This window comes from Microbacterium sp. SORGH_AS_0428 (genome assembly GCF_031453615.1).
Taxonomy (GTDB): Bacteria; Actinomycetota; Actinomycetes; order Actinomycetales; family Microbacteriaceae; genus Microbacterium.
The window spans coordinates 1701612-1717012 of record NZ_JAVIZT010000001.1; the positions used below are offsets into that span (position 1 = coordinate 1701612).

Annotated in this window: 13 protein-coding genes; 7 read left to right on the top strand and 6 right to left on the bottom strand. The window is 70.0% G+C overall.

All coding sequences use genetic code 11. The features are described from left to right. Positions 1-137 precede the first annotated feature (137 nt). Positions 138-404 carry a hypothetical protein gene (locus tag QE374_RS08045; protein ID WP_309733786.1) on the top strand — a complete coding sequence of 89 codons (267 nt, stop codon included), beginning with the start codon at positions 138-140 and terminating at the stop codon, positions 402-404. A gap of 2 nt (positions 405-406) precedes the next feature. Here QE374_RS08045 and QE374_RS08050 read toward each other — a convergent pair whose 3' ends face one another. Beyond that, on the bottom strand, positions 407-1765 hold the full coding sequence (locus QE374_RS08050; protein ID WP_309733789.1) for an aminomethyl transferase family protein: 1359 nt from the start codon (positions 1763-1765) through the stop codon (positions 407-409). A gap of 130 nt (positions 1766-1895) precedes the next feature. On the opposite strand from QE374_RS08050, the gene QE374_RS08055 reads away from it, so the two are divergent. Further along, a complete protein-coding gene (locus QE374_RS08055; protein ID WP_309733791.1) occupies positions 1896-2831 on the top strand; it encodes a LysR family transcriptional regulator in 936 nt (311 codons plus the stop codon). Here QE374_RS08055 and QE374_RS08060 read toward each other — a convergent pair. Both QE374_RS08060 and QE374_RS08065 read right to left on the bottom strand, forming a co-directional pair. Next, a complete protein-coding gene (locus tag QE374_RS08060; RefSeq protein WP_309733793.1) occupies positions 2822-3826 on the bottom strand; it encodes a hypothetical protein in 1005 nt (334 codons plus the stop codon). The two genes, QE374_RS08055 and QE374_RS08060, sit on opposite strands and share 10 nt — an antisense overlap. A gap of 121 nt (positions 3827-3947) precedes the next feature. Next, positions 3948-5351 carry an aminomethyl transferase family protein gene (locus QE374_RS08065; RefSeq protein ID WP_307320793.1) on the bottom strand — a complete coding sequence of 468 codons (1404 nt, stop codon included), beginning with the start codon at positions 5349-5351 and terminating at the stop codon, positions 3948-3950. A gap of 210 nt (positions 5352-5561) precedes the next feature. Between QE374_RS08065 and QE374_RS08070 the strand changes: the two genes are divergently transcribed. From QE374_RS08070 to QE374_RS08085, 4 genes are read left to right on the top strand one after another with little or no spacing between them, the layout of a single operon-like run. Further along, the gene (locus QE374_RS08070; RefSeq protein WP_309733801.1) at positions 5562-6317 is read left to right on the top strand and encodes a PIG-L deacetylase family protein; all 756 of its coding nucleotides are present in this window, start codon (positions 5562-5564) and stop codon (positions 6315-6317) included. Beyond that, on the top strand, positions 6314-7021 hold the full coding sequence (locus QE374_RS08075; protein ID WP_309733803.1) for a 4-carboxy-4-hydroxy-2-oxoadipate aldolase/oxaloacetate decarboxylase: 708 nt from the start codon (positions 6314-6316) through the stop codon (positions 7019-7021). Before QE374_RS08070 ends, QE374_RS08075 begins: the two co-directional genes overlap by 4 nt. After that, entirely contained in the window at positions 7008-8081 is a 1074-nt protein-coding gene (locus tag QE374_RS08080) for a PrpF domain-containing protein (RefSeq protein ID WP_309733805.1), read from the top strand. Before QE374_RS08075 ends, QE374_RS08080 begins: the two co-directional genes overlap by 14 nt. Before the next feature lie 19 nt (positions 8082-8100). Continuing rightward, positions 8101-9117 carry a VOC family protein gene (locus tag QE374_RS08085; protein WP_137418683.1) on the top strand — a complete coding sequence of 339 codons (1017 nt, stop codon included), beginning with the start codon at positions 8101-8103 and terminating at the stop codon, positions 9115-9117. A 6-nt stretch (positions 9118-9123) separates the two neighbouring features. Here QE374_RS08085 and QE374_RS08090 read toward each other — a convergent pair whose 3' ends face one another. From QE374_RS08090 to QE374_RS08100, 3 genes are all read right to left on the bottom strand, one after another. Further along, a complete protein-coding gene (locus QE374_RS08090; protein WP_309733808.1) occupies positions 9124-10236 on the bottom strand; it encodes a 5-methyltetrahydropteroyltriglutamate--homocysteine S-methyltransferase in 1113 nt (370 codons plus the stop codon). 52 nt (positions 10237-10288) lie between these two features. Next, positions 10289-13123 (bottom strand): DUF6351 family protein, encoded by a 2835-nt coding sequence (locus tag QE374_RS08095; protein WP_309733810.1) that lies wholly within the window; start codon positions 13121-13123, stop codon positions 10289-10291. A gap of 145 nt (positions 13124-13268) precedes the next feature. Continuing rightward, positions 13269-14147 (bottom strand): PaaX family transcriptional regulator C-terminal domain-containing protein, encoded by an 879-nt coding sequence (locus tag QE374_RS08100; RefSeq protein WP_309733811.1) that lies wholly within the window; start codon positions 14145-14147, stop codon positions 13269-13271. A 130-nt stretch (positions 14148-14277) separates the two neighbouring features. On the opposite strand from QE374_RS08100, the gene QE374_RS08105 reads away from it, so the two are divergent. Continuing rightward, positions 14278-15399 carry a leucine-rich repeat protein gene (locus QE374_RS08105; protein ID WP_309733813.1) on the top strand — a complete coding sequence of 374 codons (1122 nt, stop codon included), beginning with the start codon at positions 14278-14280 and terminating at the stop codon, positions 15397-15399. The last annotated feature ends 2 nt before the right edge of the window (positions 15400-15401 follow it).

A 15401-nucleotide genomic window follows, 5' to 3' on the forward strand; every position in this document is an offset into this window, starting at 1 on the left:
GGCTGGACGCCACCAACCTTCCCGCGGGAGCCGTCACTCTTGAGGGCACGCCCCCGCGGTTTGGCTCATACACGAGCTGGCCCTGCGGACCATACGCAGAGGCGAAGGGCTATTGGCTGGTCCCCGCCACGACGGTCGTGGATGCCGGCAACTGGCTGCTCGAGAATCCACCGGCCGGCCTCATCACCACCCACTTCTGGCCTCTGGCCGAGGATGGCCCCGGCTCCGATTCGGCGATCATCGGCTACATCCCCACCGAGGGCGCGCAGGAGGGCGTCGTCTACACGCTGACGAAGGTGGACGCGGACGTTGCCATCCGCGCAGAGGTCGCCGCCCAGACAGACACCGCCACCTGCCCACCCCTGCCCGACGGCGGCATGTACGGCGCACCCGGACAGGGCTAGCCTCAGCCGGCCCGGTAGTTCTCCCGGGCGAAGCGGGAGTACGGCGCGGGGGCGACCGTTGCGCGGATCTCCACCTGCCGGTGCCGCTCGACGGCGGGTTTCGCCGAGTTGGGATCCTCGCCCCAGGTCAGCACCACCTCGGTCCCGGGTTCGGCGTGCGAGGCGGCGATGCTCGCGAGCGACACGAAGGCCTGCTCGTTCGTGATGTAGCCGCAGTCGTGCGAGATGCCCACATCCACGCCGTCGGCGCGCACTCGATCGACCTGATACAGGCCGTACCGCGCCTTCGGGAAGTCGATGTACTTCGCCGGCAGCCCGTCCTCGACCAGGGAGCGTTGCGCGGCGGCGAGGTCGTCGGGGTTCCAGACCAGGGTCACCTTCACGCGCTGCTCGGCCGCCGCGTGCGCTTCGAGCGCCGCGCGGCCGATGAAGTCATGGTCGAACGCGACGCTGCGGCCGTAGCCGAGGTCGTACGGGGTGAGGTAGTAGTCCTCGATGCGCTCGGACACGAAGCTCCCGGCAAGGGAGCCGAGGCGCACGGCGGGCAGCCACGCGAGGTAGTCGTCCATCTGCTCCCCCGAGAAGATCGCGGGCAGCGGCGAGGGGACCCACGCCGACTCGAGGTTCGCGGACGAGTAGGCCTTCGCCCCCACGAGCACGAGGTCGAACTCCTCCCCCGCGGCAATGATCGCTTCGCGGATGCGGGCGCCGTCCGACCACGGCCCGAACAGCTCGAACCCGGGCTGACCGGCCATGCCGTGCCGCAGCGAGCGGACCGTGACCCCGGCGATCTCGAACGTGGCCATGCCGAAGAACTTCGTGGGCGGCACGGGAGCACCGGTCAGCTTCTCCATGAGGGCGAGGGCATGCGGACCCTGCAGCTCGTAGCGGTAGAGCACGGGGTCGACGCCCGGCTCGCGCATGAGCGTGTTCGCGTCGCGCTCGAAGGTGACGTCGTAGTCGCCGCTCTCACCGATGAACTGCACCCAGTCCAGCACCATGTACCAGCCCACGAGATCGAACACCTGCTCCTCGAGGTGGAACAGGATCGCGTCGCCGATGAGATACCCCTCGTGGTTGACCGCGATGAACTGCTTCGCCGCATCCACCGGGAACCGGGCGAACGAGTTGACGCCGGTATCGCTCAGCAGCCGCAGCGCATCCGGGCCGGAGATGAACAGGTCGGTCATGTGGTGCGACTGATCCAGCAGCGCCACGCTCTCGCGCCACGACCGCTGCTCACTGCGCCAGTTGCTGAACTCCGGCGTCACCGGGAAGATCGTCGGCTTGCTCTGCGCGTTGCGCAGCAGATCCACCGGGCTCCCCGCGTGGGCGATGGCGTCGAAAGCGGATGCGGACATGTGAACTCCCTCGTTCGGACGGGCGGCCCTGCCCGCATCCACAGGTTAAGAAACCTGTAGGCATCGACGGGAGGTATCTCGATTACCCATACTTATGCGAAGGCAAGGATGCCTCAGTCGGGAGCAGCCGGTGGACCTGAATCTCATCCGCGTGTTCGTGGCGATCGCCGAGACGCGGAGTCTCACGAGCGCCGCGCGTCGCCTCTACGTCACCCAGCCGGCGGTGAGCCAGGCCCTCGGGCGCCTGCGGCGCGAGCTCGACGACCCGCTGTTCCGACGCGTCGGCCGCGTGATGGAGCCCACCCCGCTGGCCGACAGCGTCTACCCGGGGTTCCGCGATGCCCTCGCCGCCGTCGACCGCACCCTCGACGGCGTGCACCGGTTCGCACCCAGCGAGTCCGACCGCACCTTCCGCATCGCGCTGTCCGAGCTCGGCGAGATCGGGTGGCTCCCCGCGATCGTGCGGGCAGTGCGCGCCGAGGCGCCCCGGATGCGGATCGAGGTCGTGCCGATGGATGTGGCCGCCCTCCCCGACTGGCTGGGGCGCGGCGTCGTCGATCTCGCCGTGACGCCCTCCCTCGTGCCGGGCCCCTTCGGCCGGACGGTCCTCAAGTCGCAGCGCTACGGCGTGGCGATGTCGGCCGCGCATCCACTGGCCGACGAGCCGCTCACGCTCGACGCGTACGCCGCCGCATCCCACGTCGCCGTCGCCAGCGACTCCGGCGCACCCGCCCTCGAGCGCGCACGCCGCGCGCACGGGATCGAGGTCGACGCCCGCATCGCCGTGAACCACCTGGCGTCGCTTCCGCCGCTTCTCGCGCGCAGTCGTGATCTCATCGCGACGCTGCCGGACACGATCGCGCTCGGGTGGACGCAGACGTGGCCCCTCGTGGTGCGGTCGCTGCCGTTCGAGATGCCACCCGTGGAGATCGCACTCTATCGACGGTCGAGCTCTCAGCACCCCGCCGCGCTCGACTGGCTCTTCGAGACCGTCGCCCGCGCGATCCGCGGCTCATCCGGTCGGTTCGAGGCCATCCACGGCGAGGCGGCCGGCGCTCAGGGATAGGTGATGCTCAACGAGTCGCCGTCGATCGTGAACTGCCCGCTGAGACCGAGAGGCACTCTCTCGACCACGGGCGCGGACGCACCCTCAGGCGTGTACGTGGCGGTCGCCTCGCCGCCCTCCGCGAAGAAGTACCCGGCATCGGCGTCGATCTCGGCGTCTGCGTACTTCTCGATCGTCCACACGACAGGCACGCCTAGCGCGTCGAGGCCGGCCGAAACGGGGCAACTCTCCGGCCGCCAGGTGTTCTGCGTCGCGCACGCGTCGAGCAACACCTTGATCTGCCGATCCAGTTCCCGCTCGAAATGCTCGTTCGGCTCGAGGGCGACGGTCTGCTCCCCAGTCAGGAGCGTCGGAGAGACGAGAGTGTCCGTGTCGGTCTGGAAGAAGGTCGACTCCGCCGCCTCGATCGGATACACCGCGGGAAAGAGCGGGAGCGGGACGTACGCCTGACCGGCCACCGTCGGCAGCTCGACACCGCTGACCCGGTACGCGGGGCTCGATGAGGTGACGATGATCGTGTCCGTCACCGGGACCGTGACCATCCAGCGTTCCGGGCTCAGCCACGCTCCCTGCTCCCGCTCCAGGGTCAGCCCGGCGGAGTAGCGTTCACCACCCAACTTGTAGTGAACGTCGAAGGTCGCATACGTGTCCCCCAGAATCCCGTCGCGGACTTCGACATCGTTGATGCGCTCGACGGCGCCGCCGAGCACATCATCGGTCAACAGAAGCGGATCAGGCTGTCCCCTGGACTCCGGCGGTATGGGCGCGTGCAACTCCACGGCAGCGGACGCTTCGCCGGCGGCGATGTAAGCGAAGTACTGCTCGGCCGTCTCACGCGCCGACGGGGTTCGGCCCGCAGAGAGCATGAGCACAGCAGAGATCACGGCGGTCAGCACGACGCTGAGAAAGGCGCCGGCCAGCATCCACAGCAGCACTTTCGACGGGCCGGGACCCGACGCCGCCGGCGGCGGATGCGGCACGGTCCGATCCGTCATGACTCCCCCTGACATGCGCGACGCCCCCAACTCTAGAGAGTTGCGGGGCGTCACGTCGGCGCCGAGGCACCTGGGTTTCCGGAGCGACCCGCGCGACCCCTTCGTCGCGCGGGGCGCTCGTTCAGAGGCTTCCGGTGGTGCGCCACCCGCCCTGGTACTCGGCGCGCGCGGTGACCGCGTACGGAACCGGGCTGACGACGGCGCGCACGGCGATCTGGTCGTGCGGCTCGACCGTGGTCTTCTTCGAGCCGCCGTCGGGCTCGCCCCAGACGACCCGCACCTCGGCGCCGACCGGCACGTCGCGGTCGACGGTCGCGAGCGACAGTCCGCGCTTCTCGTTCGCCGTCACGCCGGTGAACAGCGAGAGCCCGACGTTGTTGCCGTCGGCGTCGATGACCGCGTCGTAGTTCGACGAGCCGTAGTTGGCGTTCGGGAGGTCGAAGAACTGGTAGCCGACGCCTTCGCGGTCGATGACGCTCGTGAGGATCTTGGCCAGGTCCTCGTCGTTCCAGGCGAGCGTGACCTTCTTGCGCTGCGTTTCCGGGTCGATCTTCTCGAGCGCGTCGCGGCCGATGAAGTCGTGGTCGAACTTCACGAACGAGCCGTAACCCAGCTCCCAGGGGTTCAGGTAGTAGTCCTCGATGTTCTCCGAGACGAACGAGCCGGCGAGCGCGTTGATCGCCTCGTAGCTGTTGGCGGGCAGCCACTCGCGGTACGCGCGCTCGGCCTCGCCGGTGTAGATCGCCGGAAGCGGCGACGGGATCCACCCGGACTCGAGCGTGTTCGAGGAGTAGGCGCGCGAGCCGCAGGGCTCGATGCCGAACTCGCGACCCGCCTCGAGCACGGCGTCGCGGATCTTCTGGTGCTGCGCGTACGGCCCCCAGATCTCCAGTCCCGGTGCACCCGCCATCCCGTGGCGGAGGGTGCGCACCTTCTCACCGGCGATCGTCATCTCACCCATGTGGAAGAAGCGCACCTTCTCGAGCGGTCCGCCATTGAGCTTCTCGATGATGTCCCAGGCGTTCGGGCCCTGGATCTGGAAGCGGTAGTAGTCGCGGTGGACGGCGGCACCGTAGGGGCGCGAGGGCGAACGGTCGTCGTAGCGGAACTCGACGTCGTATCCGCCCGTCTCGGCGTGGAACTGGAGCCAGTTGGCGCCGGGCGCCCGGCCGACGTAGACGTACTCGTTCTCGGCCTCGTGGAAGAGGATGCCGTCGCCGATCACGCCACCGTTGGATGCGGTCGGCACGAACTGCTTCGCGGTGTTCAGCGGGAAGTTCGCGAAGGAGTTGATACCGGTGTCGCTCAGCAGCTTGAGCGCGTCGGGCCCCGACACGAAGAAGTTGACCATGTGGTGCGTCTGGTCGTAGAGCACGGCCGTCTCGCGCCAGGCCTTCTGCTCCCGGCGCCAGTTGGAGAACTCGGCCGGCACGACCGGGTAGATATAGGTGCCGAGCTGCGAATCGCGCAGCATCTCGACGGTGTTCCCTCGCTCGTCCAGCAGCTCCTGCAGCGTCCGCGCCATGATTGCCTCGACTTCCTCGTCTGTGGGCCTGCCGCGATGATAGGCGGCTTTTACCTCTGCCCATAGTGGTTTCGCCGTCTCAGATTGTCAACAAAATCTTGACCATTTCGCGGACCGTGTGATTCGCTGAGCCCACGAATCGGCACCGGCGTCGACTCCGGATGCCTGCCGCCACGTGTCGACTCGACGTCGCCGAACCAAGGAGCGGATATGCCTGCAGTCACCCCGGCGCTACTCGTGGTCAGCGCCCACGCGGGCGACTTCGTCTGGCGTGCCGGCGGCGCGATCGCCGCCGCCACCATGCGCGGCGAGCGCGCCACGGTAGTCTGCCTCAGCTTCGGCGAGCGCGGCGAGTCGGCGAGCCAGTGGCTGGCGGGAAAGTCGCTGGAGGAGATCAAGGAGATCCGCCGGGCAGAGGCGGAGGCGGCCGCATCCGCGCTCGGCGCCGACATCGAGTTCCTCGATCTCGGCGACTACCCGCTGCGCGAGTCCCCCGAGGCCGTTGCACGGCTCGTCGACGTGTACCGCCGCGTGCAGCCGACCGTCGTGCTGACGCATCCGCTGCATGATCCGTACAACGGCGACCACCCGGCCGCCGCGCGCATGGCGCTGGAGGCGCGGGTGCTCGCCCAGGCGATCGGCGTCGCGAACTCGGACGGCTCGTTCCCGACGAAGGAGACGATCATCGGCGCCCCGCCGGTGTTCTTCTTCGAACCGCACCAGCCCGAGCAGTGCGGTTTCGTGCCCGACGTGCTCCTGGACATCACCGCGGCCTTCCCTCAGAAGCGCGCCGCGATGGAGTGCCTGCCCGCCCAGAAGCACATGTGGTCGTACTACAGCGATCTGGCGGTGCGCCGCGGCGTGCAGGTCAAGCGCAACGCCGGCCCGAACCTCGGTCTCGCCCACGACACGATGGGCGAGGCGTACATGCGCTACTTCCCGCAGGTCACGGGAGTGCTCGAGTGAGCCCCCACATCGTCGTCACCGACATCGCGCGCGAGGAAGCGGCCCTCGTCGACGCCTTCGCCGCGCTGGGCTCCGCGACCGTGCACGAGGCGCTCGGCCGCACGGGGTACGCAGGAAGCGCGATCCGTCCGATCCAGCAGGGATCGGCGATCGCCGGCAGTGCCGTCACCGTGCTCACCGCACCGGGTGACAACCTCATGGTGCATGTGGCGATCGAGCAGGCCCGCGCCGGCGATGTGATCGTCGTGGTCGCCACCGGCCCCTCCCCCTTCGGACACATCGGCGAGCTCATGGCCACGCAGATGCAGGTCAAGGGCGTCCGCGGGTACGTCACCTCCGCCGGGGTGCGCGACACCGCCGAACTTCGCGCGATGGGCTTCCCCGCGTGGAGCCGTTACGTCTCGGCGCAGGGATGCCTGCGCGACAGCCCGGGCTCGGTGAACGTACCGGTCGTCCTCGACGGCGTCGTCGTCGAGCCGGGCGACATCGTGGTCGCCGACGACGACGGCGTGACGGTCGTTCCGCGGATGCGGGCGGCAGCCGTCCTCGACGCGGCGCGTTCCCGTGCGGCACGCGAGGCGACCAACCGCGCGAGGTACGAGGCCGGGGCCAGCTCGATGGACATCAACGGCCTGCGACCGATCATCGCCGAGCTCGGCATCGCGCACGTGTCCCAAGCGGAGCGCCGCGATGCCGGCTCCTGACCCCGTGCGCGACGGCATCCGCTGCCTGCTCATGCGCGGCGGCACCTCCAAGGGCGCCTTCTTCCTCGCGACGGACCTGCCCGCCGATCCGTCCGAGCGCGACGACCTGCTGCTGCGGATCATGGGCAGCCCTGACCCGGCACAGATCGACGGATTGGGCGGCGCGCATCCGCTGACGTCGAAGGTCGCCGTCGTCGAGCGCTCGAGCGATCCCGCTTGCGACATCGACTACCTCTTCCTCCAGGTGGGCGTGGACGAGGCCGTCGTCGCCGATGCGCAGACGTGCGGCAACCTGCTGGCCGCGATCGGCCCGTTTGCGATCGAGCGTGGACTGATCGCGGCGGATGCGGGCGAAACCGTCGTACGCATCCGCCTGCTGAACACGGGCGACATCGCCGAAGCGCGATTCTCGACCCCTGACGGACGGGTCGACTACGACGGCGACGAGGCGATCGCGGGGGTGCCCGGCACGGCAGGCCGGATCGCGCTGACCACCCGCGGCCGGAAGCCGCTGCTTCCCACCGGCTCGCCGACCGACGAGATCGCAGGCCACCGCGTCACCCTCGTCGACAACGGGATGCCGGTCGTCCTGATGGATGCCGCCGATTTCGATGTCGCGGGCGACGAGAGCCCGGAAGAACTGGAGTCCCGCACCGAACTCCGCGAGCGCATCGAAAGGGTCCGCCGGGCCGCGGGCCCGCGCTTCGGACTGGGCGACGTCTCGGCGCAGACCGTGCCCAAGATGTTCCTGCTCTCGCCCCCTCGCCACGATGGAGCGGTCGGCACCCGAGCATTCATCCCCACACGGGTGCATCCCACGATCGGGGTGCTGATGGCCGCATCCGTCGCCGCCGGCATCCGCATCCCGGGCGCCGTCGGCTCTGCCTTCGCCGTGCTCGGCGACGGGGAGCAGACGCTTCTCGAACACCCCGGCGGCACCTTCGCCGCCACCGTCGCCGTCACCGGCGACGCCGCTTCCGGCTGGCGCGCGAGTTCGTCGTCGGTCCGCACCGCACGAAAGATCTTCGACGGGCTCGTCTTTCCCCGACCCCGCCGCTGACTGTCAGAGAGGACACACCATGGCCACGCGCGACAACTTCGACCTCGCACACCTGGGCGGCGTCGAGCTGTTCACCCCGGTCTTCGAGGAGAGCCTGCACTTCTTCCGCGACCTGCTCGCGATGCGGGAGGTCGCCCGCATCGGCGACTCCGCCTACCTCCGCTGCTGGGACGAGTACCAGCTGTACACGCTCAAGCTCACCGCATCCGACACCAACGGCGTGGGCCGTACGCTCTTCCGCGTCACGAGCCCCGAGGCCCTGGAGCGCCGCGTCGCGGCCATCGAGGCAGCGGGTCTCGGCCACGGCTGGCGTGAGCCCGAGGTCGGCGTCGGCCGCTCGTACGAGTTCGAGGATCCCGACGGCCACCTCATGGGCATCTACTACGAGACCGAGCACTACGTGCCCGACGACGAGGACCGCCCGGCACTGAAGAACCAGGCATCCGCGTTCCCCGGGCGAGGCGTGAACGCCCGCCGGATGGACCACATCAACTACCTCGCCAGCGACGTGACGAAGGCGGGTGAGTTCTGGCGCGACGTCATGGGCGCCCGTGAGTCCGAGCGGGTACGGCTGGACGGCGGCGGGTACGCGGCCTGGTGGTTCCGGTTCCAGCAGAAGTCGTACGACGTGGTCTACAGCGAGGACTGGACCGGCGAGCACGGTCGGTTCCACCACTTCGCGCTCGCTCCCGACACCCGCGAGGACATCCTCAAGGCCGCCGACATCTTCCTGGAGAACGGCGTGCACATCGAGTTCGGCCCGTACAAGCACGCCATCAACCAGACGTTCTTCATCTACGTGTGGGAGCCGGGCGGCAACCGCATCGAGCTGGCCAACGCCGGCGCACGCCTCATCCTCGATCCGGACTGGCCGGTCGTGGAGTGGTCGCAGGCCGAGCGGGCCAAGGGCCAGGCGTGGGGCGCGAAGACCGTTCCCACCTTCCACACCCACGGCACGCCGTTCCTGGCGAACCAGGCCGAGATCGACGAGGCGGCGATGAAGGGCGAACCGATCCCGGCGCCGCAGAAGCGCTGAGCGGGCTCAGCCCCAGACGGATGCGGCGATGTCGACGACGGCCCGCACCTTCGCCCACTGCTGATCCTCGGTGAGCTCGTTACCCTCCTCCGTGGAGGCGAACCCGCACTGCGGGCTCAGAGCGAGCTGCTCGAGCGGGGCGAAGGCTGCGGCCTCGTCGATGCGGCGACGGATGTCGTCGGTGCTCTCGAGCTCTCCGGTCTTGGTGGTCACCAGGCCCAGCACGACGCGCTTGTCGCCCTCCGGCAGGAACCGCAGCGGCTCGAAGCCGCCGGCGCGCTCGGAGTCGTACTCGAGGAAGTACCCGTCGTACGCCGTGTTGCCCAGCAGCTGCTCGGCGACCGGCTCGTACCCGCCCGACGAGATCCAGGTCGAGCGGAAGTTGCCGCGACAGACGTGGGTGGTGACGGTGAGGTCGGCGGGCTTGCCGTCCAGGATGCGGTTGAGCAGGTCGGCGTAGCGCTCGGCGATGCCGTCGGTGTCGATCCCGCGGGCGCGGGCCTTCTCGAGCTCGGCCTCCGAGCACAGGTACGCCCACGCGGTGTCGTCGAACTGCAGGTAGCGCGCGCCCGCCGCATAGAACGCATCGAGCGCGTCGCGGTAGGCCGCGATCAGATCGTCCACGATCGCCTCACGACCGTCGTAGACGGCACCGTCGATGTGGCCCGGTTCCACCCGGAAATCGAGCACGGTCGGGGCGGGGATCGTGAACTTCGGCAGCAGGCCGGTGCCCTCGGTGATCGCGGCCAGCGAGCGGTAATGCGAGAGGAAGGGGTGCGACTCGTCGAACCGGATGGGCCCCGTGATCTCGATGCCCCGCGGCTTGGTCTGCACCCCCTGGAACTGGATGCCGTGATCGAGCTCCACGATGTCGACGCCGCCGAGCATCCCGAAGAAGTCGAAGTGCCACCAGGAGCGACGGAACTCCCCGTCGCTCGCGACCTCGAGGCCCGCGGCGCGCTGACGGGCGACGAGGTCGGCGATCTCCGCGTCCTCGACGGCAGCCAGCTCCGCATCCGTCAGCTCACCCGACGCGTGACGCCTGCGGGCGGCGGCGAGGCCCGGCGGGCGGAGGAAGCTTCCGACGATGTCGGCACGGAACGGCGCTGAAGTGCTCACGTCGCGATGCTACCGACCCGGCCGCGCGTGCGGGCGACCGGCCCGGCCTGAGTTAACCCCCGTGACGTCCATCTCGGCGCAGCGGATGCGGGGAGGTGGCGAGCACCTCCCCGCACCCGATCAGGAGCGCGCCTGGCCGCGACGTCGCGCGATCACGACGGGCGCCTGCGCCGAGCACCAGGACCCCTGCGCCGAGAGCGAGGAGCTCCCACGGGACGCTTCCGCCGGTCGAGGCCAGGGTTCCCGCGGGAACGATCGTGATCGGCACGCGCAGGGGTTCGAGGTCGCCGGAGGCGATCACGAGCGTGTGCCCACCCGCGGGGATGCTCGCCGGGATCGTCGAACGGATCGTGATCCGCCCCTCCGCATCCGCCGCGGGGATCCCGGCCAGCGCATACGGATCGCTGCGGATCTCGGCCGCGATGCGCTGACCCGGGGCGAGCCCCGAGACCCGCGCGACGAGGGTGCCGCCCTGTTCGAATCGGCCATCGCCGACGTCGACCGTCGCCCACGCCGATGTGCTCGGCGACGGCGAGGGCGAGGGCGGGTTCGAGGGTGACGACGCCGCAGCAACCGGTGCGGTGGCTGCGGAGACACGGGATGCCGGGCGGTAGCCTTCGGCGACGACCGACACGCGCGCCGTGAGCGCCGCGCCCTCGTGCGCCGCCTCGGGCGTGAACGACGCCGACACGGCGCCCTCGATCGCGACACCGTCGGCGAACCACTGGTAGCCGAGCGTCGCGCCCGGCGTCGTGCTCGCCGCCGACACCGAGAGTTCCGTGCCCACGCGCGCCTCCCCCGCGACCACGGGCGCCTCGAGAACCGCATCCGGCTGCGTCTCGAAACTCTGCCAGACGCCGGCGTAGTCCACCCGCCCCTGGCTGGGCTTCGACCAGTCGCAGACACCCGTGGGGAACGCGGCGGTCAGTCGCTCCCACTGCCCGTCGGTCATGACGGGGTAGTCCGCACGCAGCGGTGTCGTCAGCTGGCACTTCAGCACGTCGCGCGAGAGGGATTCTCCCGCGACATAGCGGGGCTCGGAGTGGTACGGGAACAACTGGTTGCAGGTGCTCTGCGAGTTCTCGTAGTCGAGCTGCTCCGAGACGAATCCGTCATCGGTGTAGCACCCGTCACCGAGACCGGCGGGGCGCGCGGCGACCGTTCGTGCCCGGTCGCCGAAGCCACCCATCGCGACGATGTTGTCCAGCCACTCCTCCAGCTTGTCCAGACCCGCGGTGTACATCGCGCTCGCGTATCCCGCGTCCTTGCTCGTCCAGCTGACGTGGGTGTCGGCGTTGCCGTAGGCGTCGAGCATGCGCTCTCGGATGATCGCCGAGCGGTACCGCTCGTGGAAGTCGCCGGTCGGGTCGGTGTAGCGACGCATCTCTATCACCGGCGTGTAGGCGAGCCCACCGGTCATGAGGTTGATCCGGCCCGTGCGATACGCCTGCTCGATGGCCTCGATGCTCGCCTCAGAGCGGGCGGAGGTGCGTGTGCCGTCGACGTCCATCCCGCCGGCGTTCTCGTTCAGAGCGACGAACTGCTCGGGTGAGATCGCGCCCGACTGGAGAGCGGCCAGACCGTACTGCACCCCGACGTTGTCCGGGAGGACGCGCAGCCCGCGACCCTGGTCGTCGACGCCGTAGACGTTCTGCACCATGTCGGCGATCGTGCACCGCAGCCCGTCGGGGTTGGCCTCCGACCAGCGGTCGCCGACCGGAACGGCCGCGTTGCAACCGGCGCGCGGGTTGTCGACACCGGTGAACCAGGTGAAGCCCGTGCAGGTGAACAGCTGAGCATGCCCGGTCACGGCGAGCTTCTGCGCATCCGTCCATCCGGACCCTGCGGGCGAGCCCCAGAATCCGAGCAGGTTGGTGCAGTCGTGTCCGGCGACGGTCGTCGTACGCTCGTCGGGGTAACCGATGTCGCCCATCACGCCGTCGATGATGCCGGGGTAGTTGTTGGCCAGCAGCAGCTGCTGCATGGTGCCGGCCGAGCCGCCCGAACCGATCGTGTACGTGACGGGCCCGACCTGCTCGATCACGTGCTCCTTGACCATCATGGCGGTCTCCGCGCTCGTGACGTCGTTGCAGTTCTGCGCGAACACGTTGAAGGTCGCCGAGGCGACGATGTAGCCGCGCGAGAGCAGCATGTCGTTCTCGACGCCGCCCGTGCTCGAACCCTGCCAGTAACCCACGCCGCATGCCCCGCCGAAGGTGTAGGCCAGCTTCCCGTTCCAGCCCGCCGCACGCGCGGCATACGTGGGCGCGGGGTCGGCGGGACCGGCGAGCATCGCCGTCTCGTATACCGCGCGGTTGATGGTGCCACGCTCGAGCCGGACGACATAGGGCACGGTGCGCCCCTCGACGGTCGCGGTGGCGACGTCGCCGGGCGTCGAGCCATCGGTGGGATAGTCGGCCCAGGCGCCGCCCGTCGTGCGGTAGCGGAAGCTGACACGGGCCTCGGCGACGTGACAGTTCTCATCCGTGGGACCGAGGTTCCACGGCGCCCCGGATGCGGTGCAGTACATCGGATGCTGGGGGCCGGAGAAGACCGGGCCGGAGCCGGGATGGTTCTGGATCTCGAGAGTCTCGGAGCCCGAGGCCGATCGAGCGGTCACCTCGCTCGATCCGAGGGGCAGATCCTCGACGAGTCCGATGAGGCGCCCGTTCACGGCGGTGAAGGAGGCGGTGACGTCACGCCCGTCCGCGGTCACGACCGTGGTCTCGTCCGCGCCATCCACCGCGATGAGCGCGTCACCCCCCGTCACGGTGTCCGCGCGACCGGAGAGCACGGTCAGCGAGAGGTCGTCCGCGGCGGCGGCCGACCCGAGCGGCGCGGCGAGCGCCACCACCACTCCGATCGCGGCAGCGGCGGACGCGAGCATTCTCGCGCGAGGTCGTCGATGTCTGAGCATGCAAGATCCTCCGATGTGACGTCATCGTCATGGGGGGATGCCTCGTTGCGCCCCCTCGGGGATGAGAGTAGAAGTAATTGTTACGAGCGTCAATGAATCTTTACATAAGATCCATTCAGGAAAGTCGCTGAGGTCGGACCACACCCGCCAGTGCGGGCTCGATGGCCGCGACGTGTTCCCGCATCCGTTCCTCCGCCGCAGGCCCGAGCGCGTCGTACACGGCGACGAAGGCGTCTCGTGCGCGTTCACGCGGCCACGCCGCGGGCATGAGGCGCATCGGATGGCCGGGTTCGGCGTGGCGGAACGACTGCCACGCGAGCATGAGCGAGGTGCGCTGCTCGAGCGCTGCCGCTGGCGTGAGCGTCTCGCCGCCATCGCCGGTGGCGACGCGCGTGAGGAACTCGGCATACTCCTGCTCCACCTCGGAGAGATCCCACGCGCGCGTCGGGCTGTCTCCCGGCGCCGTGGCCAACACGCCCCGGAAGCTGGAGACCTGCCCCACCCCGAGTGAGCCGAGGGCGTCCACGGCCGTGCCGACGGAATCGAACGGCGAGATCCACACGCCGTCGTACAGGGGGGCGTAGCCCAGCCAGCGCAGCCGGGTGCGCGCGGCATGGCGCAGAGGCCGCTCCTTCTCGGGGATCGAGAAGAGCACCGCACTCCACAGACCGTCCCACACCGGATCCTCCCGGCCGAAACGCTGCAGCCACCGGGCCTCGTCCGCCAGTACCGCGGCGCCGCGGTCGGTGAGGGCGTGGCTCGTGCGCCGCCCGGACTTGCTAAGGACGAGCAGGTCGCGGTCGGTCAGCCGCGTCAGGCTCGCCCGGGTCGCGGGCGCCTTCACTCCCAGATCCGACATCGCGGCCAGCAACGCCCCGGTCGGCATCGGCGCGTCGGCCCCCCACCAGTAGTCCCCGAAAAGGGTCAGGATCTGGTGCGCCGGCGACCGCTTGCGGCCGATGCTGACCGTCGGCGCCTGTCGGGTGTCGCTCACCGCCCCATTCTGGCAGCGGGCATCCCCGGATTCGCGTGGTCGCGCGGCGGCGGTCGCTGCCGAGGCCGCCGGAAGTGAGGGCGAGTCAGCTCTGGTCGCCCTCAGGCCTCCGCGCCGATAGCGTCCGGCCATGCCCGATACACGACGCCCCGCTTCCCGGCGCCTCCAGCGCGCACTCCAGGCTCTGGGCGCCGGCGCCCTGTCCGCTGCCCTGCTGCTGGCCGCGGCGCCCGCCGCATCCGCCGCCGACACCGAAGTCGACGGACTCACCTACTCCCTCGCCGCGGGCACCGCTACGGTCACGGGGCAGACCGTGCAGACCTCGGACGTCACCATCCCGCGGCAGATCACCGTCGACGGCGACAGTTACACCGTCACGGCCGTGGGCGACAGCGCGTTCGACCGCACCGGCGGGACGGCGCTGACCTCGCTGAGCCTGCCGGACTCGCTGACCGACATCGGGTTCGCGGCGTTCCAGGGCAACGCCCTCACCTCGCTGACGCTCCCCGCGTCCGTGCGCACCGTCGGCGACCAGGCGTTCGCGCTCAACGCGATCCGCAGCGTGACGTTCCACGAGGGGCTCGCCAGCATCGGCAGCTTCGCGTTCTCGCAGAGCCGACTCGAGCGGGTGACTCTGCCCTCCACCGTCACCGATCTCGGCTTCGCCCCCTTCGGCGACAACCCGCTCTCGGTCATCGAGTTGCTCGGACCGCCGCCCACGACCTTCGGCACGATCGCGACCACGCCGCCCGCCACCGCGCTGTACCCGTGGCGATTCGGCGAGGCCCGCTTCGCCGGCGGATACACCGAGCCGGCCTGGAACGACCTGCCCACCACCGCGGTGGCCACCGTCGCCTTCGACAGCGCCGGCGGCAGCGCCGTCACCGCGCAGTCGGTCGTGCTGGAGTCGGGAGCGACCGCGACACGTCCGGCCGATCCCGCCCGCGACGGCTTCACCTTCGACGGATGGCGCCGAGGGGACGCGGCCTACGACTTCGCCACGCCGCTGACCGGAGACCTCACCCTCACCGCGCAGTGGGCGCTCGCGCCCGAGCCGAGCCCCACCCCGACCCCGGAGCCCACGCCGTCGGCGAGCTCGAGCGCGGCACCGGCGCCCCCATCCACTCCGGCCGCGGCGGAGCTGGCCGCCACGGGGATCGACCCGCTGCCTTTCACACTCGCCGCCCTCGGGCTGCTGGGGGCGGGCGCGGTCGCCTTCGTCGCAGAACGACGAGCCCGCCGACGCGGGTGAGC

Coding starts and splice junctions, on each gene's coding strand:
- QE374_RS08050 (WP_309733789.1), bottom strand. CDS start 1,765: ATGTCCGCATCCGCTTTCGACGCCATCGCCCACGCGGGGAGCCCGGTG.
- QE374_RS08060 (WP_309733793.1), bottom strand. CDS start 3,826: ATGACGGATCGGACCGTGCCGCATCCGCCGCCGGCGGCGTCGGGTCCC.
- QE374_RS08065 (WP_307320793.1), bottom strand. CDS start 5,351: ATGGCGCGGACGCTGCAGGAGCTGCTGGACGAGCGAGGGAACACCGTC.
- QE374_RS08070 (WP_309733801.1), top strand. CDS start 5,562: ATGCCTGCAGTCACCCCGGCGCTACTCGTGGTCAGCGCCCACGCGGGC.
- QE374_RS08080 (WP_309733805.1), top strand. CDS start 7,008: ATGCCGGCTCCTGACCCCGTGCGCGACGGCATCCGCTGCCTGCTCATG.
- QE374_RS08085 (WP_137418683.1), top strand. CDS start 8,101: ATGGCCACGCGCGACAACTTCGACCTCGCACACCTGGGCGGCGTCGAG.
- QE374_RS08095 (WP_309733810.1), bottom strand. CDS start 13,123: ATGCTCGCGTCCGCCGCTGCCGCGATCGGAGTGGTGGTGGCGCTCGCC.
- QE374_RS08105 (WP_309733813.1), top strand. CDS start 14,278: ATGCCCGATACACGACGCCCCGCTTCCCGGCGCCTCCAGCGCGCACTC.